Here is a 21,475-nt window from a genome sequence, read left to right as displayed (position 1 = left end):
TCCGGCTGAAGCCCCGTGGAGCCCTTCGCCGGGAGGCGACCGCCATCCGTATCCACCCCGGACCGCCCCGGCCGTGATCCCCCCATCCGGTCGGGGCTCTTCTTTGCCCGGAGCCGGACGGGGTACCCGGTGGCCCGCGAGGAGCACCCGGCGAGAGGAGCGCACGGTGAGCGGCACGACGGGCGGACGGATCGTGGTCACGGGCGCCACCGGCAACGTCGGCACCAGCGTGGTGCGGCTGCTGGCGGAGGACCCCGAGGTGGCATCGGTGCTGGGGCTGGCCCGGCGGCTGCCGGACCGGGCGCCGCCGAGGACGGAGTGGGCCTCGGTCGACCTGGCCGCCGAGCACGACGACCTCGCCGGGCACTTCGCGGGCGCCGACGCGGTGATCCACCTCGCCTGGGCCTTCCAGCCGACGCACGATCCGGCCACGACGTGGCGGACCAACGTGCTCGGCTCGCTGCGCGTCTTCGAGGCGGCGGCCTCGGCCGGGGTGACGGCGCTCGTGCACGCCTCCTCGGTCGGCGCGTACTCACCGGGCCCGAAGGACCACGCCGTGGACGAGTCGTGGCCGACGCACGGCTGGCCGGACGCGGCCTACTGCCGGGAGAAGGCGTACCTGGAACGCGTCCTGGACACCTACGAGCACGACCATCCCGGCATGCGCGTGGTGCGGATGCGGCCGGCCTTCCTCTTCAAGCGGGAGTCGGCGAGCGAGCAGCGCCGGATCTTCGCCGGCCGGTTCCTGCCGGGCCCGATGGCCCGCCCCGACCTGCTCCCCGTCCTGCCGGACGTGCCGGGGCTGCGGGTGCAGGTGCTGCACACCGACGACGCGGCCCACGCGTACCGGCTCGCGGTGCGCTCGGCGAACGCGCGGGGTCCGTTCAACCTGGCGACGGAGCCGCCGGTGGACGCGGGGACGCTGGCCGCGATGACCGGCGGGCGGCCGGTGCGGCTGCCGCGCGCGGCGGCCCGTACGGCGATGGCCGCCGCGTGGGGGCTGCGGCTGCTGCCCGCCTCCCCGCACCTGTTCGACGCGGTGCTGCGGCTGCCGCTGCTGGACTGCACCCGGGCGCGGGAGGAACTGGGCTGGCGGTCGGAGCGTACGGCCCCGCAGGTGCTGGAGGAGTTCCTGGAGGGACTGCGCCGGGGCGCGGGCGCGGAGACGGCGCCGCTGCGGGGCCGCAGGGCGAGCTGAGCCGAGCGGCACGAGCGGCACGCCCGCGACCCGGCCGGAGGGGTACTCCGCCGGGCCGCGGGCGGTGCTCGGAAGCCGGGCCGCAGGCGGGTGCCGGAGGCCGCGGGGGCCGTCAGCCCGGGGACTCGTCCGGCACCGGGTGTTCGGGGTGTACGGCGCCGGAGTGCGGGGCGCCCTGGCGGCCGGTCCCCGCCTCGTCCGTGTCGGGGACATCCGGCCCATCGGGAACAGGGGGACCAGGAGCAGGACCGGGACCGGTATCGCTCCCGGGATCGGGATCGGGATCACCGGGTCCACCGGCCGTAGGGGACTCGTCCGCCCCCTCGGACTCGTCCGTCACACCGGGCTCACCGGGCTCGCCCCGCTCCTCCCGTTCGCCCTGCTCGTCGGGGTGCGGCTCGCTCTCCTCCGTCCGCGCGCGCCGGGTGGGCGCCGCGCGCTTCGGGGCGGCCTCCCACGGGTCCTCGCCGCTGCCGGCCTGCTGGTCCTGCATGTCCCGGGGGACGGGGGAGCCGTTCTCGCCGGGTCCTTCGAGGCGGTGATCGGTCACGGCGGTCTCCCTTCCGTCGGCATCCCCGCGTTGGTCCAGCGGTACCGGGTAACCGGGACCCGGTCCGGCCAAACATCAGCGCGGGGCCCGTTCCTTCAGGGCTGTGCTCCAGGCCGGGGGCGGGTTCCTCGGCTCCGGGTCGGGACGCCGGCCGCCCCGGGCGAAGAAGTCGGCCAGCGGCAGGATCGCGGCGCCGACGGTGACCGCGTCGGGGCCGAGCCGCCCGAGGTCGACGGTGACCTTCTCGGCGGGGTGGCGCAGGGCGTAGGAGACGGCGTGGCGGCGGACGGCGGGCAGGAAGCGGGTGCCGAGCTGGAGTCCGGCCCAGCCGCCGATGAGGATGCGCTCGGGCTGGAAGAGGTTGATCAGGTCGGAGAGCCCGGCGCCCAGGTACTCGGCGGTCTCCTCCAGCACGGAGAGCGCGACCGGGTCGGCGGCGGTCCCCTCGGGCGGATAGGCGGCGGCGAGCATCCCGGTCAGCGCGGTCTCCTCGTCGGTGTCCCGCGGCACCACGCCGCCCGCCTCGCGCCAGCGGGCCAGCAGCGATTCCGCGCCCGCGTACGCCTCCAGGCAGCCGAGCGCCCCGCAGCGGCAGCGGCGTCCGCGGACCCGTACGGTCAGGTGTCCCCACTCGACCGCCCGGCCCTGCTCGACCTCGGGGGTGACCAGGCTGGCGCCGACGCCGGAGCCGAAGAGGACCACGACCGCGTTGTCGGCTCCGCGGCCGGCGCCGAACCACATCTCGGCCTGGCCGAGGGTGCGGGCGCCGTTGTCGATGAAGCAGGGGACGGTCTCGGGCAGCGGGGAGCCGGCGCGCAGCAGCCGCTCCAGCGGCACCGCGTCCCAGCCGATGGTCTGGCCGTGCACGACGGCCCCGTCCTCGGGGGTGTGCTCGACGATGCCGGGGACGCCGATCCCGACGCCGAGCAGCCGCTCGGGGGCGAGTCCGGCGGCGGCGAGCACCTCGGCCACGCCGTCGCGGATGTGGCCGACGATGGCCTCGACCTCGTGGCCGCGCCGGGTCAGCGGGCGTTCCGCGCGGGCGAGTTCGGTGAGGGTGAGGTCGAACAGCTCGATGCGCACCCGGGTCTCGCCGACGTCGACGCCGATCATGTGGCCGCTGCCGGGCACCACCTTGAGCAGGGTGCGGGGCCGCCCGCCGTCGGAGTCGACGCTGCCGGCCTCCTGGACCAGGCCGTCGGCGACCAGGTCGGCGACGACGTTGCTGACCGAGCCGGAACTCAGCCCGGTCGCCGGGCCCAGTTCGAAGCGGCTGAGCGGTCCTTCGAAGTAGAGCCGCTGGAGTACGGCCGTGCGGTTGGCCCTCCTGAGGTCGCGTACCGTACGTCCGTTGCGCCCCGCCATATGGCTCCTCCCGAACCGGGTCCGGCTGGCAACATACCTCTGCCCCCGGACCGGCCGCGACTTTCCTCCGCCCTTAATTCATGCTCTGAAACTCCCGGTGCCCTGATCGCCGGGCGGAAAACCGGTCGCCCGGCCCTCCGCCGCCTCCTTAGGCTGGGCGACCGCCCCGGGACCCCGGGCGCCGTCGCATCCGGAGACACCCCACCATGAGACCACTCACCGAGCCCGACATCCGCGCGTCCTTCGTCAACTGCTCCAAGGGTGAGACGAAGCGGCTGTCGCTCCCCCGCGACCTCGCCGAACACCCCTGGGAGTCGCTCGACTTCCTGGGCTGGCGCGATCCGGGGGCGCCCGAGCGGGCCCATCTGGTCACCGAGCACGGCGGGCGCCTGGTCGGCGTGGCCCTGCGGGTGCCGCCCGCCCGGCGCGGGTTCCTGCACCGCAGCATGTGCTCGCTGTGTCTGACCACCCACCCGCGGGGCGGCGTCGCGCTGATGACCGCGCGCAAGGCGGGCCCGGCCGGCCGCGAGGGCAACTCGGTGGGGCTGTACATCTGCGCCGACCTGGCGTGCTCCCTCTACCTGCGCGGGCTGCGGGTGTCGCAGTCCGGGGCCCGGTTCGAGGAGAGCCTGACCCTGGAGCAGCAGATAGCCCGGACGACGGACCACCTCGCCGCCTTCCTCGCCAAACTGACGGCCTGACGGCCTGACGGACCGCGCCTTCCCCTTCTCCCGCCCCTCCCCCTGCGCCCGCCCCCTCCTTCTCACCGCCCGTCTCCGCGCCCCCGGCTTCCCGGCGGGTGGTGCCGGACCCGTCCGGCGGTGTGCGGCGCGTGCAGACGTGTGGTCCGCCCGTGTCCGGTTACCGTCCTGTCCGGACACGTTCGAGGCCCCGGGGAAGGGGAACGGACCGAGGATGCTGGATGTACGGGAGACCGCGGCGTGGATGGCACGCCTGGCGAAGTGGCACCGGGACCCCATGGTGGTGCAGGCGCTGCGCTCGGCTGCCGCGGCGTCGATCGCCTATGTCATCGCCCTGCGGCTGAGCCCCGAGGCGGCCCCGCTCACCGCTCCCCTGACCGCGCTGCTGGTCGTCCAGGTCACCCTGTACGCGACGCTCAAGATGAGCTTCCGCCGGGTCAACGCGGTGGTCGCGGGCGTGCTGGTCGCCATCGCCTTCAGCCAGTTGGTCGGCCTGTCCTGGTGGAGCCTGGCCCTGGTGATCGTGGCGGCGCTGGGCGTCGGGCATCTGGTGCGGGCCGAGGAGTTCGTGGCCGAGGTGGCGATCAGCGCCATGCTCGTCCTCGGCGTCACCTCGCACGAGACGCTGGCCTGGGCGCGGGTGGTGGAGACCCTCATCGGCGCCGTCGTCGGGCTCACCTTCAACCTGGTGCTGGCCCCTCCGGTCTGGGTGGAGCAGGCCGGCGAGTCGATCGAGGGCCTGGCCCGCCGCGTGCGGCAGCTCCTGCTGCGCCTGGGTGAGCAGGCGGCCGGGCACACCCGGTACCACGAGGCGGCGGCCCGGCTGCACGAGGCCCGGCAACTGGACCACGACATCGCCGCGGTCGACGAGGACCTGCGGCAGGCCGAGGACAGCCTGCGGCTGAACCCGCGGGTGCGCGAGGGGCTGCTGCACCGGGTGGTGCTGCGCACCGGGCTGGACACCCTGGAGATCAGCACGGTGGTGCTGCGCGTGCTCGCCCGCAGCCTCACCGACCTGGCGAAGGTACGCGAGCCGGACCCGCTCTTCCCCGCCCGGTCCGGGGAGGCGCTGGAGCGGCTGCTGTCGGAGGTGGCGGACGCGGTGGTCAGCTTCTCGGTGCTGGTCACCACGAGCGCCAGCGAGAACGCCGAGTCCGCGGAGGAACGGCTCACCGCCGAGCTGCGGCAGGCCGCGCTCACCCGGGACCGACTGGCCGAACTGCTGCTGGAGGACGTACGGCGGGACCCCCGGCAGTGGCAGTTGCAGGGCGCGGTGCTGACCGAGGTGGACCGCATCCTCGACGAGCTGGACACCGAGCACCGTTCGCGCCGGCTGCTGGAGGAGCTGGACCGGCACACGCGCGAGCAGCGCGAACGCCGGCCCCGGCTGACCGGGCTGCGGGACCGGATCTGGCCGCACCTGCCGAAGCGCCCCCGCCGGCTGCGCGAGCGCGGCCGGCGGTGAGGGGCGCCGCCGTCGGCCGGCCAGGCGTCACCGGGTGGCGGGTACGGGCGGCGCGTACGGCGGCGGACTGGTAGACACGGGGCGGACGGAGAGCGGTGGGCGACGGGAGCGCGCGGGGCATGAGCGGTGAGGGCTGGAGCAGGCGCCGGTTCGTGGGGCTGGCGTGGCGGACGGCCGCCGTGGCGGCGGTGCTCCCGGCGGCGGGCTGCGGCGAGGCCCGGGACCCCGAGGCGTCCGGGTCCGGCACTCCGGCGCCCCGGGCGAGCGGCGGGGCGGCGGGCCGGGACGCGGCGCCCTCCGGTCCGCGCCCGCTCTTCCTCGGCACCTACACCTCGGCACAGGACGGCGGCGAGGGGGTCGGCCTGGCCGCGTACGACCCCGCCACGGGCGAGATCACCGCCACCGGGACCCTCACCGGCGTCGCCGACCCCTCGTTCCTGGCCGTCCATCCCGACGGGCGCACGGTCTACGCCGTCGGCGAGCGGGAGGAGGGTACGGTGACCGCCTTCCGGGCGGACGGTCCCCGGGTGCTGGGCAGCCGGAGCGCGGGCGGGTCGGCCCCGTGCCACCTCTCGGTCCATCCCGACGGGCGCTGGCTGCTGAGCGCGCACTACGGTTCGGGCAGCGTCGCCGTGCACCCCATCGACGCCTCGGGCGCCCTCGGCGAGCGCGCCGCACTGGTCCGGCACACCTCTCCCCCGCCCGGTCCGGGACAGGCCGGGCCCCACGCCCACCAGGTCGTCACCGGCCCCGGCGGCCATGTGCTCGCCGTGGACCTGGGCACGGACACCGTGTACACGTACCGTCTCGACGGCGAGCGCGGCACGCTCACGGAGACCTCGCGGGCCCGGGTACGGCCCGGCACCGGACCGCGCCACCTCGCCTTCCACCCCGGGGGACGGCACGCCTACCTCGTCGGCGAACTGGACGACACGGTCACCGTCTGCGGCTACGACCCACAGACCGGCCGACTCGACCCGGGCACCCCGCAGTCCACGGGCACGGCGGCGGACGCGGCGGCGGGCGCGGCGACGGGCACCAATCATCCGGCGCAGCTCCTCGTCACCGCGGACGAGTCCCACGCCTACCTCGCCAACCGGGGGCGGGACACCCTCACGCGGTACGCGGTGGAGGACGGCGGCGCGCGGCTCAGGCTGGTGGACGAGGTGCCGGCGGGCGGGGAGTTCCCGCGCCAGATCGCCTTCTCCCCGGACGGCGCGCTGCTGTTCGCGGCGAACCAGCGGTCCGGCACGGTGAGCGTCTTCCACGTCGACCGCGCCGGTGGCCGACTGCGTCCGGCCGGTGCGCCGTTCGCCTCACCGGTCGCGGTCTGTGCGCTGCCGCTGTAGGGCGCGGGGGCAGGAAGCCGCGCTCGCCTGGGCCAGCAGGACGTGCATGCGCTCGGTGAGCTGGGCGAGGTCGTCGGCGGGGGTGTGGAAGGGCAGCCGGACGTCACCGTGGGAGCGGAGGCGTTCGATACGCAGGGTCAGTCCGTGCCGGTCCACGGCGAGCGGGCGGACCCGGACCGCGCCGTGCAGGCTGTCGGCGTCGACGAGGCGGGTGAGGCGCTCCACCGCGTCGCCGTGGCAGTCGGCGAGGTGGGTCAGCAGCCGGGCCTCGGCGGTGGCGAGCGGGTCGGGGCGGGCGGCGGCGAACTCGTCGGGGTCGACCACCACGGCGCCGGAGGGCCTGCGCAGCACCACCCTCGTCGGCTCGAAGAAGAGGTGGTCCTCCCCGGGGGTGAACCGGCCGGCGAGCCAGAGCCGGGCGCGGACGCGTCCCCGTACGGGGACGGGGGCGACGTCGGCGAACTCCAGCACGCCGGACGGCTCCCCGCGGGGCGCGCAGACCACCACCGCGGACAGGACGCTGTCCTCGGGCACGCACAGGCGCACCCGGCCGTCGTCGGACACGGTGTGCGCGCCGACGTACTCCTCGCGTCCGCCTTCCGCGGTCACCGCGCAGGACCACGCGGCGGCGAGCACGGAGCGGGCCTGCTCCGCCGCGGCAGGCGCGGCCGTCCAGGTGTGGCTGTCACCCATCCCCAACCTCCGTCATCAGTTCATTAGGTAAGGCTTGCCTAACCTATAGGAGATCGGGGTGCGCGCCAACCGGGACGCGTGATCTTTGCGAGACCTTTCCGGGCGGGTCGTCCGCGTTCACGCGGACTTCTCCCGTCCCGTGACCGGGGCCGCGGCCACGGGGAAGCGCGCGGACGAGGGGCGGTCCCCGCTCAGGGGGTCAGGGCGCCCAGCAGGGCGCGGGCGCACAGGTCGCGCACCTGCTCGCGGCCTGGCTCCCCCTCGCTCAGCCACTCCAGGCAGACCGCGGTGGTGAAGGCCAGCCAGCCGCGCACCGCGAGCCGCACACCGGCCCGCGCCGCGACGCCGGGACCGAACTCGGGGTCGGCGGCGAGCACGGCGAGGATCTGCCGTTCCTGTGCGGCCAGCGCCGCGCGGTAGACCCGGCGCACGGCCTGGTCCCCCGCCGCCTCGGCGCGGTGGAAGGCGCCGAAGCCGTCCGCGTTCGTGCGGACGTACTCCAGGAACGCGTCGAGCACGGAGGTCAGTTGCTCGCGCACCGGGAGGCCGGGCACCGCGGCCGTCAGGCGCAGCATGTGCTCGCTCTCGCGCTCGACGACGGCCGCGAAGAACTCCCGCTTGCCCGGGAAGTAGTGGTACAGCAGCCCGCGCGAGACACCCGCGATCTCCGCGACCCGCTCGATCCACACCTCGTCGTAGGGGCTCTCGGAGAACAGCCGCGCGCCCACCGAGAGCAACTGCTCCCGGCGCTCCTCGGTGCTCATCCGGCGCCGTGTGCGCCCGCGCTCGTCCACGGTCATGCACCGGACCTTACTTGACGCCGGTTCAGCACCGGGGCGAGACTGGACGCGTTGTTGAACCGACGTACAACATGCTCCAACACGCCGCCGCGTCAAGGGAGATCACGTCATGACGGAGACGACGGACCGACCGGCGGGGCCGAGCCTGCCCCGCGGGTTCCGCGGAGCCGAACAGGGCTGGCCGGAGTTGCACCGCATCCCCCGCCCGCCGTACCGGGTGCCTCTGCTCGGGGACGTGGTGGGGGCGAGCCGGCACACACCGCTCCAGGACTCGCTGGCCCTGGCCCGGAAGCTGGGGCCGATCTTCCGGCGGCGGGCCTTCGGCAAGGAGTTCGTGCTCGTGTGGGGGGCCGGTCTCGTCGCCGACCTGGCCGACGAGGCGCGCTTCGCCAAACACGTGGGGCTCGGGGTGGCCAACCTGCGGCCGCTCGCCGGGGACGGGCTGTTCACGGCGTACAACGACGAGCCGAACTGGCAGACGGCGCACGACGTGCTCGCGCCCGCCTTCGGCCGGGACGCGATGGCCGGCTACCACCCGATGATGCTCGACGTGGCCGAGCGGCTGACGGACCGCTGGGACCGGGCCGCGGCGGCGGGGCGGGCGGTGGACGTGCCCGGCGACATGACCCGGCTGACGCTGGAGACCATCGCCCGCACCGGGTTCGGCCACGACTTCGGCTCCTTCGAGCGCGCCCGCCCGCACCCCTTCGTGACGGCGATGGTGGGCGCCCTCGCCCACGCCCAGCGGCTGAACACCGTGCCCGCGCCGCTCGCCCCCTGGCTGCTGCGCGGGGCGAGCCGCCGCAACGCCGCCGACATCGCCCACCTCAACCGCACCGTCGACGACCTGGTCCGCGCCCGCCGCGAGGCCCCCGGCAAAGGTCCGGCCGACCTGCTCGGCCGGATGCTGGAGACCGCCCACCCGGAGACCGGGGAGCGGCTGTCGGCGCGGAACGTGCGCCGGCAGGTCATCACCTTCCTGGTGGCCGGTCACGAGACCACCTCGGGCGCGCTCTCCTTCGCCCTGCACTACCTCTCCCGGCACCCCGGGGTGGCGGCCCGCGCCCGCGCCGAGGTGGACCGCGTGTGGGGCCCCACCGCGACCCCGGGCTACGAGCAGGTGGCCAAGCTGCGCTACGTGCGCCGGGTGCTGGACGAGTCCCTGCGCCTGTGGCCGACCGCGCCCGCCTTCGCCCGGGAGGCCCGCGCCGACACGGTGCTGGCCGGCACCCACCCCATGCGGCGCGGGGCCTGGACCCTGGTGCTCACCCCGATGCTGCACCGGGACCCGGGGGTGTGGGGGCCGGACGCCGAGCGGTTCGACCCGGACCGCTTCGAGCCGAAGGCCGTACGGTCCCGGCCGGCCCACGTCTTCAAGCCGTTCGGGACGGGCTCGCGGGCGTGCATCGGGCGGCAGTTCGCGCTGCACGAGGCCACCCTCGTCCTCGGGCTGCTGCTGCGCCGCTACGAGCTGCGGCCCGAGGAGGGCTACCAACTGAGCGTGACGGAACGGCTCACCGTGATGCCGCGGGACCTCAGGCTCCACCCGGAGCGGCGCACCGCACCGGCGGCCCCCGCCGCGGCCGGGCCCGAGGACGGCGGACCGGACCCGGCCGGGCACTGCCCCGCGCACCGCACGGGCGGATGACGCGCGCCGGTGCGCCCCGCGCGGTCAGCGGGGGAAGAGCTCGAAGGCGACCGCGGGCCGGCCCCCGAAGCGCTTCCCCGTCTCCTCGGCGCTGCGGGTGAGGAAACCGCGCACGTACGCCTCCGGGTCCTCGTCGGTCAGCACCTCGATGTAGGTGCGGTGGGCGAGCAGGGAGCGCACGGCGCGTTCCAGTCCCGCCGTCGCGTCCACGGCGTGGGTGGGCGTGGTGGAACCGGCGACCGCGACCCAGCGGACCCCGTCCCAGGGTTCGAGGCCCTGTTCGGCCAGTTCGGGGAAGATCCAGCGGTTCCCGGCGTCGGCCGCCGCGTCGAGCGTGGCCCGGCCGACGGCGACGTGGTCGGGGGTGTTCCAGAAGCCGCTGCTCCCCCAGGTCTCGCGGTGGTTGAGGGTGACGACCAGTTCGGGGCGGTGACGGCGGATCGCGGCGGCGATGTCCCGGCGCAGCGGGATGCCGTACTCGACGACGCCGTCCCGGTGGTCGAGGAACTCGACGCGCTCCACCCCCACCTCGGCGGCGCTCGCCCGCTGCTCGCGCTCCCTGAGCGCGCCGCACTCCTCGGGCGCGAGGGTGTCGATGCCGGCCTCGCCCCGGGTGGCGAGCAGATACGTCACCTCCCGTCCCTCGTCGGTCCAGGAGGCGACGGCCGCGGAGCAGCCGTACTCCAGGTCGTCGGGGTGGGCGACGACGGCGAGGGCCCGGCGCCAGTCGCCGGGCAGGGGCTCCAGGGGGGTGCCTGCGGACTCGGTCATGACGGCACAGTAACCCGGCCGCGGGCGCGGCACAGGGCCTTCGGCGCGGCCCGCGGCCGGGGCGGGACTCAGGTCTCGTCGCGGACGAGGGCGAGCAGCCGGTCCAGGACGCGGGGGCCGCCGGCGCGGACGCCGTCGTGCTCGAACTCGTCGGTGACCCAGGTGCGCAGGCCGCGGATGGAGCGGGCGGTGGCCAGCGCGTGGGTGGTCTCCACGTACATGTCGTCGTGGTAGACGGCCGCGGCGGCGGGCACCTCGTTGGCGGCGAGCCGGGCCGGGTCGTACAGCGGCGTCCAGCCGGTGCGAGCGGCGAGGAGTTCGGCGGTCTCGCGCAGCGGGCGCAGCGCCGGGTCGCAGTCGAACATCCAGGGGTGGATGGTCTCGCCGGTGAGCAGTACCGGTTCGTCGCCGGCGAGGGCCTTGGCCGCGTCGAAGCGGGGGAACTCGGCGCGGACCCGTTCGGCCGACCAGGCGGTGGGGCGCTCGTCCTGGGCGTAGATCGCCTCGTGGACCAGGGCGTACAGCGGGTGGCCGGCGAACGACAGGAGGCCCTGGACCTGTTCCTGGAAGGCGTCGGACAGCTCCGCTCCGGACGGGGTGCGCACGAAGGCGTCCTCCAGCAGGAAGTGCAGGCGGTGGCTGCCGTCGCCGCTGCCGAGGAGGATGCCGAGGGACTGGAACGCCTCGACGGTGAGCCGGTAGCCGCTGGGCAGGACCACGTCGTGGGTGAGCAGGTGCTCGGCGATCCGGCGGACGCGTTCGACGTCCTGGGGGTAGCGGGCGTAGTGCGCGGCGACCTTGCGTTCGACGCGCGGGTAGGCGGCCCGGTAGACGTCGTCGGCGTGGGCGTCCAGGGAGGGCAGCCCGCCGGTGACGAGGGCGGTGCTCAGCCCCTCGGGGGCGAGGGAGAGGTAGGCGACGGTGCAGAAGCCGCCGAAGCTCTGGCCGAGGACGGTCCAGGGGGCGCCGCCGGTGACCTGGGGGCGGATCGCCTCGCAGTCGCGGACGATGGAGTCGGAGCGGAAGAGGGCGAGGTGGTCGGCCTGTTCGGCGGGGCCGCCGCGCAGCGGGAGCGTCTGCCGGTTGGCGGGGGTGGAGGCGCCCGTGCCGCGCTGGTCCAGGAGGAGGACGCGGTACTCCTCAAGGGCCCGGCCGAGCCAGGCGGGGCGGCCGACGAAACGGTTCGCCCCGAAGCCGGGGCCACCCTGGAGGTAGACCAGCCACGGCAGGTCCCGGTCCGCCTTGTCGCTCGCGACGGCCTCGCGGGCGTACAGCTCGATCGTCTCCCCCGCGGGATCGTCGTGATCGAGGGGGACGGTGAACCGGCGGTCGGTGAGGACGACGCCGGGCTGGCGGTAGCTGACGCTCAACGGTGGCTCCTGGGACGGACGGATTTTCGGCCGGACCCCAGTTCAGCACATGGTCCTGCGGCCGTCCTCCCCCGGGACCGGAACATCTGGGGGTCAGCGGGCGGCGAGGCTGGAGCGGCGCACCACCAGTTCGGGCTGGAGGACGACCCGGCGGTGGGCGTGCGGGCGGTCGGTCCCCGCCGACTCGGTCTCCTCCAGGAGGAGTTCGGCGGCGAGGGCGCCCATGGTGACGGCGGGCTGGCGCACCGAGGTGAGGGGGACGGCAGCGGCGGCGGCGAACTCGATGTCGTCGTAGCCGACGATGGCGAGGTCGTCGGGGACGCCGACCCCGGCGGCGTACATGGCCTGGAGGACGCCGAGGGCGAGCAGGTCGTTGGCGCAGAAGACGGCGGTGGGCCGGTCGGCGAGGCCCAGCAGGCGGGCCCCGGCGTCCCGGCCGGCGGCGACGTCGAGGCGGTCGGTGGGCAGCTCGCGCAGGGCGCCGGGGCCGAGCCCGGCCTCGGCGAGGGCGTTCAGGGCGCCGGTGCGGCGGTCGCGCACCTGGTGGAGGCCGGGCGGTCCGCTGACGTAGGCGAGGCTGCGGTGCCCGGCGTCGACGAGGTGGCGGACGGCGAGCGCGCCGCCGGCGACGTCGTCGACGGAGACGGAGCACTCGGTGGTGCCCTCGGCGACCCGGTCGACGAGGACGAAGGGGATGCGGTGGCGGCGGAAGGCGGCGATGTTGCGGCCGGTGGCGTCGGCGGGGGTGAGCAGGACGCCGCGCACCCGCTGTTCGGCGAAGAGCGCCAGGTAGTCGGCCTCCTCGCCGGGGTCCTGGGCGCTGTTGCAGACCATCACGCCGAGCCCGGCGTCCCGCGCGGCCCGCTCGGCGCCGCGCGCCACGTCGACGAAGAAGGGGTTGCCCATGTCGAGGACGAGCAGCCCCATAATCCGGCTGCGTCCGGCCCGGAGCTGGCGGGCGGACTCGCTGCGGACGTAGCCGAGCCGGTCGATGGCGGCGAGCACGCGCGCGCGGGTGCCGGCGGCGACGGTGTCCGGGCGGTTGATGACGTTGGAGACCGTGCCCACGGAGACTCCGGCGGCGCGGGCGACGTCCTTGATACCCACCGAACGGGCCATCGGGCAGGGACCTCCAGGGTGGGGCGGGGGACGGGGCGGCCGGAAACCTTCACATTACCCGCCGCCCCGCGGGGGCTCGGGCGGCGGCGCCGCCGGGCCGGGCGCGTCCGCCGGGGTCAGAAGTCGTACCGGTCGACGTTGCCCGCGTCGAAGACGGTGGGCTCGCCGAGGTCGATGACGCCGTTCTCCCCGATGGTGTACTCGCCCAGTTCGCCGGCGTCGAGGGTCTCCCCCGGGGCTCCGGTGACGCGGCCGGAGGCGAGGGCGACGGCGGTGTGCGCGGCGAGGGCGCCGAGCTTGGCGGGGTCCCACAGCTCGAACGCCTCGATGGTGCCGTTCTTGACGTAGCTGCGCAGGTCGTTGGGGGTGCCGAGGCCGGTCAGCCGGACCTTGCCCTTGTAGCGGGAGCCGGAGAGGTACTGGGCGGCGGCCTTGATGCCGACGGTGGTCGGGGAGACGATCCCCTTGAGGTCGGGGAACTCCTGGAGCAGGCCCTGGGTCTGCTGGAAGGACTGCTGGGCGTCGTCGTTGCCGTAGGCGACCTTGACCAGCTTCACGTCCTTGTACTTGGGGTCTTTCAGCTCGTCCTTCATGTACGTGATCCAGGTGTTCTGGTTGGTCGCGGTCTGGGCGGCGGACAGGACGGCGATCTTGCCCCGGTAGCCGATCTGCTCGGCGAGCAGCCGGACCTGGGTGCGGCCGAGGTTCTCGGCGGACGCCTGCGAGACGAAGGCGTGGCGGCACTCGGGCTTGGTGTCGGAGTCGTAGGTGACGACCTTGACGCCGTTCTTCATGGCCTGGGTGAGCGCGGTGCACAGGGCGCCCGGGTCCTGGGCGGAGACGGCCATCGCGTCGACGCGCTGCTGGGTGAGGGTGTTGACGTAGGAGACCTGGCCGGCGGTGTCGGTGGCGCTGGAGGGGCCGACCTCCTTGTAGGTGGAGCCCAGTTCGCGCAGGGCCTGCTCGCCGCCCTTGCCGGCGGTGGTGAAGTACGGGTTGTTGACCTGCTTGGGCAGGAAGCCGACGGTCAGCCCCTTGCGGAGTGCGGCGTCCGGGTCGGCGGTGCCGCCGGCGGCGGCCGAGGCGGCGGTGGCGTCTTCCTTCCCGACGTCCTTCTTGGTGGTGCCGGAGCAGGCGCCGGCCGCCAGGGCGAGGGAGGTGACGGCGGCGAGGGCCGCCGCGGCGCGGCGGAGGGATGACGTACGCATGGCGGGGTCCTTACGGGGTGAGGGGCGGGGAACCGGGCGGGCTTCAGGGGGAGGGCGCCGGAGCCTGGGCGGGGTCGGGCGGCCCGGCGGCCGGGGCGGGTCCGGGGGGCGGGGCGGCGCGGCGGCGGGCGCGGGCGTCCGCGACCTGGCGGGCGACGCGGGGGCCGAGCACGGAGACGACCAGGAGGACGCCGGTGACGAGGATCTGCGACTGGGCGGAGACGTTGGCGAGGCTCATCACGTTCTGTAGTGCGCCGAGGAGGAAGACGCCCGCGACGGCGCCGCCGAGGGTGCCCTTGCCGCCGTCGAAGTCGACGCCGCCGAGCAGGACGGCGGCCACGACGGAGAGTTCGAGGCCGGTGGCGTTGTCGTAGCGGGCGCTGGCGTAGTGCAGGGCCCAGAAGACGCCGGTGAGGGCGGACATCAGGCCGGTGACGGTGAAGAGGACCAGCTTGTGCCGCCGGACGCGGATGCCGGCGAACCGGGCGGCCTCCTCGCCGGCGCCGATGGCGAACAGGGAGCGGCCGAAGGGCGTGGCGTGCAGGGCGAGCGCGGCGAGGACGAGCAGCACCAGGAAGGGCGGCAGGGCGTACGGCACGAAGGTGCCGCCGACGCGCCCGGCGGCGAAGTCGAGCCAGGCGCCGGGGAAGTCGGTGACCGCGTCGGAGCCGAGCACGATCTGCGCGATGCCCCGGTAGGCGGCCAGGGTGCCGATGGTGACGGCGAGGGAGGGCAGGCCGAGCCGGGTCACGAGGAGCCCGTTGACGAGGCCGCAGGCCGTGCCGAGCAGCAGGCAGAGCGGGACGATCGCCTCGATGGCCAGGCCCTGGTTCCACAGGGCGCCCATCACGGCGCCGGAGAGCCCCGCGGTGGAGGCGACCGACAGGTCGATCTCGCCGGAGACCACGAGCAGGGTCATGGGCAGGGCGATCAGGGCGATCGGCAGGGTGTTGCCGATGAGGAAGGACAGGTTGAGGGCGTTGCCGAAGCCGTCGACGAGGCCGAAGGAGAGCAGCAGCACCACGACGAGGAGGGCGCCGACGACGTGGTCCCAGCGCAGGGCGGCGCCGCGGCGCGCGGGACGCGGGATGTCAGCCATGGCGGGCGTTCCTCTTCTTCAGGGCGGCGGCCAGCCGCAGGGCGACGATCCGGTCGGCCGCGATGGCGAGGACGAGCAGGGTGCCGTGGATCGCGAGCACCCACACGGAGCTGACGCCGAGGGCGGGCAGCACGCTGCCGACGGAGGTGAGCAGCAGCGCGCCGAGGGCGGCGCCCCAGACGCTGCCGGAGCCGCCGGTGAAGACCACGCCGCCGACCACGACGGCGCTGACGACGGTCAGTTCGTACCCGGTGCCGGTGCCGGAGTCGACGTTGCCGAAGCGGGCCAGGTAGAGGGCGCCGGCGAGTCCGGCGAGGGCGCCGCAGAGGGTGTACGCGGTCAGGACACGTCTGCGGACGGGGATGCCGGCGAGCCGGGCGGCCTCGGGGTGGGAGCCGAGCGCGTACAGTTCGCGCCCGGCGGGGAAGTGCCGTAGCCAGTAGGCCGTGGCCACCAGCACGGCGAGGGCGATCAGCGCGGGCCAGGGCGCCGCCCAGGGGCCGCCGGAGCCGAAGCCGGTGAAGGCGTCGGGCAGGTCGGCGGCGGTGATCTGGCGGGAGCCGACCCAGAGGGAGTCGAGTCCGCGGACGATGTAGAGGGTGCCGAGGGTGACGACGAGCGCGGGCACCCGGCCGAGGCTCACCAGCGCGCCGTTGAGCAGGCCGAAGGCGACGCCGGTGAGGACGGCGAGGAGCACCGCGGTGACCGGGGCGCCGCCGTCCTTGAGGTGGCTGCCGGCGGCGAAGGCGCTGATGCCGAGGACGGAGCCGACCGAGAGGTCGACGTTGCGGGTGACGACGACGAGGGACTGGCCGGTGGCGACCAGGACCAGGAGGGTCGCGTTGAGCAGGAGGTCCTTGACGCCCTGGGCGGAGAGGAAGGCGCTGTTGCCGGCCTGGGCGACGGCGAGCATCGCCAGGAGGACGACGAGGATGGCGAGTTCGCGCATGCGGGCGATGCGCTCGACGAGCCGGGTGGCGCCGCCGGCGGCCCGGGAGGCGGCGGGGGCGTGGTCGGGTGCGGTGACCGTCATGCGGCGGCCCTCCCGGTGGCCGCGGCCATCACGGTCTCCTCGGTGGCGTCGGCGCGGGGGATGTCGGCGGTGAGCCGGCCCTCGTGCATGACCAGCACGCGGTCGGCCATGCCGAGGACTTCGGGCAGGTCGGAGGAGACCATGAGGACGGCGACGCCGTCGGCGGCCAGTTCGCCGAGGAGCCGGTGCACCTCGGCCTTGGTGCCGACGTCGATGCCGCGGGTGGGTTCGTCGACGATGAGCACCTTGGGGCCGGTGGCCAGCCATTTGGCGAGGACGACCTTCTGCTGGTTGCCGCCCGACAGGGTGGAGACGGCGTCGGCGATCCGGGCGTACTTGACCTGGAGCCTCATGGCCCAGTCGAGGGCGCGGTCGCGTTCGGCGCCGCGGTCCATCAGGCCGGCCCGCACGGTTGCGCGCAGGCCGGTGAGGCCGATGTTGCGTTCGACGGACAGGCTCATCACCAGGCCCTGGGCCCGCCGGTCCTCGGGGACGAGGGCGAGGCCGGCGGCCATCGCGGCGGACGGGGAGCCGTGGGGCAGCGCTCTGCCGTCGACCTCCACGGAGCCGGCGTCCCGGCGGTCGACGCCGAAGACGCTGCGGGCGACCTCGGTGCGGCCGGCGCCGACCAGTCCGGCCAGGGCGACGATCTCGCCGCGCCGCACCTCGAAGGAGACGTCGGTGAAGACGCCCTCGCGGGTGAGGCGGCGCACGCTCAGCGCGACCTCGCCGGGGGTGATCTCCCGTTTGGGGTACAGCTCGGCGAGGTCGCGGCCGACCATGCGGCGCACGAGGTCGTCCTCGGTCATGCCGGCCAGCGGTTCGGCGGCGATCAGGGCGCCGTCGCGCAGGGTGGTGACGCGGGTGCAGACGCGGAAGATCTCCTCCAGGCGGTGGGAGACGAAGAGCACGGCGGCGCCCTGGTCGCGCAGGGCGCGCACGACGCCGAAGAGGCGGGCCACCTCGCCGCCGGTGAGGGCGGCGGTGGGCTCGTCCATGACGAGGACGCGGGCGTCGAAGGAGAGCGCCTTGGCGATCTCCACGATCTGCTGGTCCGCGATGGAGAGTCCGCGGGCGGGCCGCTCGGGGTCGAGGTCGACGCCGAGGCGTTCCATGAGGGCGGCGGTGGCGGCGCGGGCGGCCCGGTGGTCGACGCGGCCGAGGGAGCGGCGGGGCTGACGGCCCGTGAAGATGTTTTCGGCGACGGACAGGTCGGGGAAGAGGGTCGGTTCCTGGTAGATGACGGCGATGCCGGCGTCGCGGGCGTCGCCGGGTCCCTGGAAGACGACCGGCACGCCGTCGAGCAGCACCTGGCCGGCGTCCGGCCGGTGCACTCCGGCGAGCGTCTTGATGAGGGTCGACTTGCCGGCGCCGTTCTCCCCGGCGAGGGCGTGCACCTCGCCGGGGAGCAGCTCCAGACGGACGTCCCGCAGGGCGCGGACCGCGCCGAAGGACTTGGAGACGTCCCTGAGCGCCAGGACCGGGGCCGGACCCGTGTCGGACGGGTGGGTCATGGGGGCTCCTCGACGACGCCGGCGGGGCGGCCCTCACCGCGTCGTGAAAGGTTTCAAATCGGTTGCCGGGACGGTAGGCAGCCCCGGTGGGTGGCGTCAATGGGTGCGGATCGAAAAAGTACGGGCGGGAGATGGCCGCGTCCGGTGCACCGCGATCCGGGCCGGCCGGGAGGGTTGACACCCTTCGGGGCGGCTCATAGCTTCGCGTTCTGAATCGTTTCACGCTTGGCCGTGCCGCAGGGCGGAAACGGCCCGACGTCACAGGAGCGCCGAAGTGACCGATCTCGCCGCGGTGAAGGCCGCGCTCAGGACCCAGGCCGTCGAGACGCCGTCGTGGGCGTACGGGAACTCGGGCACCCGCTTCAAGGTGTTCGCCCAGCCGGGCGTGCCCCGCGACCCCTTCGAGAAGGTGGCGGACGCGGCGAAGGTGCACGAGACGACGGGGGTGGCCCCGTCCGTCGCCCTGCACATCCCGTGGGACCGGGTGGCGGACTACGCCGCGCTGGCCCGGCACGCCGCGGACCTCGGCCTGCGGATCGGCACCGTCAACTCCAACACCTTCCAGGACGACGACTACAGGCTGGGCAGCGTGTGCCATCCGGACGCCGCGGTGCGCCGCAAGGCGGTCGGCCACCTGCTGGAGTGCGTGGACATCATGGACGCCACCGGCTCGCGGGACCTGAAGCTGTGGTTCGCCGACGGCACCAACTACCCGGGCCAGGACGACGTGCGGGCACGTCAGGAGCGGCTGGCCGAGGCGCTGGCACAGGTGTACGGCCGGCTCGGCGAGGGGCAGCGGATGCTGCTGGAGTACAAGCTGTTCGAGCCGTCCTTCTACACGACGGACGTACCCGACTGGGGTACGGCCTTCGCGCACTGCCTGAGGCTGGGCGAGCGGGCGCGGGTGGTGGTGGACACCGGGCACCACGCGCCGGGCACCAACATCGAGTTCATCGTGGCGGTGCTGATGCGGGAGGGGCGGCTCGGCGGCTTCGATTTCAACTCCCGCTTCTACGCGGACGACGACCTGATGGCCGGGGCCGCGGACCCCTTCCAGCTCTTCCGGATCATGCACGAGGTGGTGGGCGCCGGCGGGCTGGCCTCCGACGTGGCGTTCATGCTCGACCAGTGCCACAACATCGAGGCGAAGATCCCGGCGATCATCCGGTCGGTGATGAACGTGCAGGAGGCCACGGCGAAGGCGCTGCTGGTCGACCGGCCGGCGCTGGCGCGGGCCCAGGCCGCCGGGGACGTGCTGGCCGCGAACGCGGTGCTGATGGACGCCTACGCCACCGACGTACGGCCGTTGCTGCGCGAGGTGCGCGAGGAGAGCGGGCTGCACCCCGATCCGGTGGCCGCCTACGCGGCGTCCGGGTGGGCCGGGCGGATCGTCGCCGAACGGGTCGGCGGCCGTCCGGCGGGCTGGGACGCCTGAGCACCCGTCGACCGGCGCCGCGCCGCCCCGCCGCCCCTTCTTCCCTCCCCGCCCGCGCTCTTCCCGTGAAGGACTGACATGGCATCCCACCCCGAGGCCGAGGCGCTCCTCGCCCGGTCGCACCGGCTCGGTTCCGATCCGCGCGTCACCAACTACGCCGGCGGCAACACCTCCGCCAAGGGCACCGCGACCGACCCCGTCACCGGCGGCGACGTCGAGCTGATGTGGGTCAAGGGCTCCGGCGGCGACCTCGGGACGCTGACCGGGGACGGGCTCGCCGTGCTGCGGCTGGACCGGCTGCGCGCGCTGCGGGACGTCTACCCGGGCGTCGGCCGCGAGGACGAGATGGCCGGCGCCTTCGACTACTGCCGCCACGGCCCCGGCGGCGCCGCGCCCTCCATCGACACGGCGATGCACGCCCTGGTGGACGCCGCCCACGTCGACCACCTGCACCCCGACTCCGGGATCGCGCTGGCCTGCGCGGCGGACGGCGAGCGGCTCACCGCCGAGTGCTTCGGCGAGACGGTGGTGTGGGTGCCGTGGCGGCGGCCCGGCTTCCAGCTCGGCCTGGACATCGCGGCGGTGAAGGCGGCCCACCCCCGGGCCGTGGGCTGTGTGCTGGGCGGGCACGGCATCACCGCCTGGGGCGACACCTCCGAGGAGTGCGAGCGCAACTCGCTGCACATCGTCCGCACCGCCGAGCGTTTCCTCGCCGAGCGGGGCAGGCCCGACCCATTCGGCGGGCGGCTCGACGGCCACGGCCCGCTGCCCGAGGCGGAGCGGCGGGCGCGGGCGGCGGCGCTGGCCCCGTACGTCCGTGCCCTCGCCTCCCGGGACACGCCGCAGGTGGGGCACTTCAGCGACGACGACGTCGTCCTCGACTTCCTCGCCCGCGAGGAGCACCCGCGCCTCGCCGCGCTCGGCACCTCCTGCCCCGACCACTTCCTGCGCACCAAGGTCCGCCCCCTCGTCCTCGACCTGCCGCCGGCCGCCCCGCTCGACGAGGCCGTGGCCCGGCTCGGCACGCTCCACGCCGCCTACCGGGAGGAGTACGCCGCCTACTACGCGCGGCACGCCGGGCCCGGCTCCCCCGCGATGCGCGGCGCCGACCCGGCGATCGTGCTGGTGCCGGGGGTGGGCATGTTCAGCTTCGGCCGGGACAAGCAGACGGCGCGGGTCGCCGGGGAGTTCTACGTCAACGCGGTCAACGTGATGCGCGGGGCCGAGTCGGTCTCCACGTACACGCCGATCGCGGAGGAGGAGAAGTTCCGCATCGAGTACTGGGCGCTGGAGGAGGCCAAGCTGCGGCGGATGCCGGCGCCCCGGCCGCTGGCGACGCGGATCGCCCTCGTCACCGGCGCCGGCAGCGGCATCGGGCGGGCGATCGCGCACCGGCTGTCCGCCGAGGGGGCCTCGGTCGTCGTCGCGGACCGGGACGGCGAGCGGGCCGCCGCCGTCGCCGGGGAGCTGGGCGGGCCGGACCGGGCGGTCGCCGTGACCGTGGACGTGACCCGCGAGGAGGAGGTCCGCGCCGCGCTCGACGCGGCCGTGCTCGCCTTCGGCGGGGTCGACCTGGTGGTCAACAACGCGGGCCTCTCGCTCTCCCGGCCGCTGCTGGAGACCTCCACCGACGACTGGGACCGCCAGCACGCCGTGATGGCCCGCGGCTCCTTCCTCGTCTCGCGCGAGGCGGCCCGGGTGATGACGGCGCAGGGCCTGGGCGGCGACATCGTCTACGTGGTGTCGAAGAACGCGGTGTTCGCCGGTCCCAGCAACATCGCGTACTCGGCCGCCAAGGCCGACCAGGCCCACCAGGTGCGGCTGCTCGCCGCCGAACTCGGCGCCCACGGCATCCGCGTCAACGGCGTCAACCCGGACGGGGTGGTGCGCGGTTCGGGCATCTTCGCCGGGGGCTGGGGCGCCGAGCGGGCCGCCGTCTACGGGGTGCCCGAGGAGCGGCTCGGCGAGTTCTACGCGCAGCGCACGCTCCTCAAGCGGGAGGTGCTGCCCGAGCACGTCGCCAACGCGGTGTTCGCGCTGACCGGCGGCGATCTCTCCCACACCACAGGCCTGCTCGTGCCGGTCGACGCCGGCGTCGCCGCCGCCTTCCTGCGGTGAGCGGCGGTACGGCGGTGTGCGCCGCGGTGGACCTGGGGG

18 protein-coding genes are annotated in these 21,475 nt (G+C 74.9%); 7 read left to right on the top strand and 11 right to left on the bottom strand.

Annotated features, from left to right (window positions below):
- Positions 1–166: 166 nt before the first annotated feature.
- Entirely contained in the window at positions 167–1,198 is a 1,032-nt protein-coding gene (locus J5Y05_RS07020; protein ID WP_210869138.1) for an SDR family oxidoreductase, read from the top strand.
- Positions 1,199–1,310: 112 nt separating this feature from the next.
- On the opposite strand, the gene J5Y05_RS07015 is transcribed toward J5Y05_RS07020, so the two are convergent.
- Both J5Y05_RS07015 and J5Y05_RS07010 read right to left on the bottom strand, forming a co-directional pair.
- Positions 1,311–1,748: a hypothetical protein gene (locus tag J5Y05_RS07015; RefSeq protein WP_210869136.1), complete on the bottom strand. Its 438-nt coding sequence runs from the start codon at positions 1,746–1,748 to the stop codon at positions 1,311–1,313.
- Between the two features lie 75 nt (positions 1,749–1,823).
- Positions 1,824–3,113, bottom strand: a complete 1,290-nt coding sequence (locus J5Y05_RS07010) for an ROK family transcriptional regulator (protein ID WP_210869134.1) — start codon at positions 3,111–3,113, stop codon at positions 1,824–1,826.
- A 206-nt stretch (positions 3,114–3,319) separates the two neighbouring features.
- Here J5Y05_RS07010 and J5Y05_RS07005 point away from each other — a divergent pair, with 206 nt between their 5' ends.
- The 3 genes from J5Y05_RS07005 (at position 3,320) to J5Y05_RS06995 (ending at position 6,628) form a co-directional block, all read left to right on the top strand.
- The gene (locus J5Y05_RS07005) at positions 3,320–3,814 is read left to right on the top strand and encodes an FBP domain-containing protein (protein WP_210869132.1); all 495 of its coding nucleotides are present in this window, start codon (positions 3,320–3,322) and stop codon (positions 3,812–3,814) included.
- 214 nt (positions 3,815–4,028) lie between these two features.
- On the top strand, positions 4,029–5,279 hold the full coding sequence (locus J5Y05_RS07000; protein WP_210869130.1) for an FUSC family protein: 1,251 nt from the start codon (positions 4,029–4,031) through the stop codon (positions 5,277–5,279).
- 119 nt (positions 5,280–5,398) lie between these two features.
- Positions 5,399–6,628, top strand: coding sequence for a lactonase family protein (locus tag J5Y05_RS06995; RefSeq protein ID WP_210869127.1), 1,230 nt, complete (start codon positions 5,399–5,401; stop codon positions 6,626–6,628).
- Here J5Y05_RS06995 and J5Y05_RS06990 read toward each other — a convergent pair.
- Together J5Y05_RS06990 and J5Y05_RS06985 are read right to left on the bottom strand one after the other, a co-directional pair.
- Positions 6,596–7,321: a DUF2470 domain-containing protein gene (locus J5Y05_RS06990; RefSeq protein WP_210869125.1), complete on the bottom strand. Its 726-nt coding sequence runs from the start codon at positions 7,319–7,321 to the stop codon at positions 6,596–6,598. The two genes, J5Y05_RS06995 and J5Y05_RS06990, sit on opposite strands and share 33 nt — an antisense overlap.
- A gap of 191 nt (positions 7,322–7,512) precedes the next feature.
- The gene (locus J5Y05_RS06985; protein ID WP_210869122.1) at positions 7,513–8,121 is read right to left on the bottom strand and encodes a TetR/AcrR family transcriptional regulator; all 609 of its coding nucleotides are present in this window, start codon (positions 8,119–8,121) and stop codon (positions 7,513–7,515) included.
- Between the two features lie 109 nt (positions 8,122–8,230).
- On the opposite strand from J5Y05_RS06985, the gene J5Y05_RS06980 reads away from it, so the two are divergent.
- Positions 8,231–9,769, top strand: coding sequence for a cytochrome P450 (locus J5Y05_RS06980; RefSeq protein WP_210869120.1), 1,539 nt, complete (start codon positions 8,231–8,233; stop codon positions 9,767–9,769).
- Positions 9,770–9,793: 24 nt separating this feature from the next.
- Here the strand turns inward: J5Y05_RS06980 and J5Y05_RS06975 are convergent, their stop codons facing one another.
- The 7 genes from J5Y05_RS06975 to J5Y05_RS06945 form a co-directional block, all read right to left on the bottom strand.
- The gene (locus J5Y05_RS06975) at positions 9,794–10,540 is read right to left on the bottom strand and encodes a PIG-L deacetylase family protein (protein ID WP_210869118.1); all 747 of its coding nucleotides are present in this window, start codon (positions 10,538–10,540) and stop codon (positions 9,794–9,796) included.
- Between the two features lie 68 nt (positions 10,541–10,608).
- Positions 10,609–11,910: an alpha/beta fold hydrolase gene (locus tag J5Y05_RS06970; RefSeq protein WP_210869116.1), complete on the bottom strand. Its 1,302-nt coding sequence runs from the start codon at positions 11,908–11,910 to the stop codon at positions 10,609–10,611.
- 93 nt (positions 11,911–12,003) lie between these two features.
- On the bottom strand, positions 12,004–13,029 hold the full coding sequence (locus J5Y05_RS06965) for a LacI family DNA-binding transcriptional regulator (protein ID WP_210869114.1): 1,026 nt from the start codon (positions 13,027–13,029) through the stop codon (positions 12,004–12,006).
- A gap of 116 nt (positions 13,030–13,145) precedes the next feature.
- The gene (gene rhaS, locus J5Y05_RS06960) at positions 13,146–14,237 is read right to left on the bottom strand and encodes a rhamnose ABC transporter substrate-binding protein (RefSeq protein ID WP_210869112.1); all 1,092 of its coding nucleotides are present in this window, start codon (positions 14,235–14,237) and stop codon (positions 13,146–13,148) included.
- 43 nt (positions 14,238–14,280) lie between these two features.
- Positions 14,281–15,336 (bottom strand): ABC transporter permease, encoded by a 1,056-nt coding sequence (locus J5Y05_RS06955; RefSeq protein ID WP_210869110.1) that lies wholly within the window; start codon positions 15,334–15,336, stop codon positions 14,281–14,283.
- Positions 15,329–16,369 carry an ABC transporter permease gene (locus J5Y05_RS06950; protein WP_210869108.1) on the bottom strand — a complete coding sequence of 347 codons (1,041 nt, stop codon included), beginning with the start codon at positions 16,367–16,369 and terminating at the stop codon, positions 15,329–15,331. Before J5Y05_RS06950 ends, J5Y05_RS06955 begins: the two co-directional genes overlap by 8 nt.
- Positions 16,366–17,883, bottom strand: coding sequence for a sugar ABC transporter ATP-binding protein (locus J5Y05_RS06945; RefSeq protein WP_210869106.1), 1,518 nt, complete (start codon positions 17,881–17,883; stop codon positions 16,366–16,368). The genes J5Y05_RS06950 and J5Y05_RS06945 overlap by 4 nt, the downstream gene beginning before the upstream one ends.
- Before the next feature lie 274 nt (positions 17,884–18,157).
- Between J5Y05_RS06945 and rhaI the strand changes: the two genes are divergently transcribed.
- Complete coding sequence (gene rhaI, locus J5Y05_RS06940) at positions 18,158–19,318, top strand: L-rhamnose isomerase (RefSeq protein WP_210869104.1); 1,161 nt, start codon at positions 18,158–18,160, stop codon at positions 19,316–19,318.
- A gap of 78 nt (positions 19,319–19,396) precedes the next feature.
- The gene (locus tag J5Y05_RS06935; protein ID WP_210869102.1) at positions 19,397–21,436 is read left to right on the top strand and encodes a bifunctional aldolase/short-chain dehydrogenase; all 2,040 of its coding nucleotides are present in this window, start codon (positions 19,397–19,399) and stop codon (positions 21,434–21,436) included.
- Positions 21,437–21,475: the final 39 nt, after the last annotated feature.

This window comes from Streptomyces tagetis (genome assembly GCF_018069565.1).
Classification (GTDB): Bacteria; Actinomycetota; Actinomycetes; order Streptomycetales; family Streptomycetaceae; genus Streptomyces; species Streptomyces tagetis.
This window is presented reverse-complemented; position numbering and strand designations above follow the sequence as displayed.

What these genes read in the sequence shown, in the direction of transcription:
- J5Y05_RS06935 (WP_210869102.1), top strand. Translation starts at nt 19,397, where the DNA reads ATGGCATCCCACCCCGAGGCCGAGGCGCTCCTCGCCCGGTCGCACCGG.
- J5Y05_RS06965 (WP_210869114.1), bottom strand. Translation starts at nt 13,029, where the DNA reads ATGGCCCGTTCGGTGGGTATCAAGGACGTCGCCCGCGCCGCCGGAGTC.
- J5Y05_RS06990 (WP_210869125.1), bottom strand. Translation starts at nt 7,321, where the DNA reads ATGGGTGACAGCCACACCTGGACGGCCGCGCCTGCCGCGGCGGAGCAG.
- J5Y05_RS06975 (WP_210869118.1), bottom strand. Translation starts at nt 10,540, where the DNA reads ATGACCGAGTCCGCAGGCACCCCCCTGGAGCCCCTGCCCGGCGACTGG.
- J5Y05_RS06980 (WP_210869120.1), top strand. Translation starts at nt 8,231, where the DNA reads ATGACGGAGACGACGGACCGACCGGCGGGGCCGAGCCTGCCCCGCGGG.
- J5Y05_RS07005 (WP_210869132.1), top strand. Translation starts at nt 3,320, where the DNA reads ATGAGACCACTCACCGAGCCCGACATCCGCGCGTCCTTCGTCAACTGC.
- J5Y05_RS06945 (WP_210869106.1), bottom strand. Translation starts at nt 17,883, where the DNA reads ATGACCCACCCGTCCGACACGGGTCCGGCCCCGGTCCTGGCGCTCAGG.
- J5Y05_RS07000 (WP_210869130.1), top strand. Translation starts at nt 4,029, where the DNA reads ATGCTGGATGTACGGGAGACCGCGGCGTGGATGGCACGCCTGGCGAAG.
- J5Y05_RS06995 (WP_210869127.1), top strand. Translation starts at nt 5,399, where the DNA reads ATGAGCGGTGAGGGCTGGAGCAGGCGCCGGTTCGTGGGGCTGGCGTGG.
- J5Y05_RS06950 (WP_210869108.1), bottom strand. Translation starts at nt 16,369, where the DNA reads ATGACGGTCACCGCACCCGACCACGCCCCCGCCGCCTCCCGGGCCGCC.
- J5Y05_RS06955 (WP_210869110.1), bottom strand. Translation starts at nt 15,336, where the DNA reads ATGGCTGACATCCCGCGTCCCGCGCGCCGCGGCGCCGCCCTGCGCTGG.
- J5Y05_RS06985 (WP_210869122.1), bottom strand. Translation starts at nt 8,121, where the DNA reads ATGACCGTGGACGAGCGCGGGCGCACACGGCGCCGGATGAGCACCGAG.
- rhaS (WP_210869112.1), bottom strand. Translation starts at nt 14,237, where the DNA reads ATGCGTACGTCATCCCTCCGCCGCGCCGCGGCGGCCCTCGCCGCCGTC.
- J5Y05_RS07010 (WP_210869134.1), bottom strand. Translation starts at nt 3,113, where the DNA reads ATGGCGGGGCGCAACGGACGTACGGTACGCGACCTCAGGAGGGCCAAC.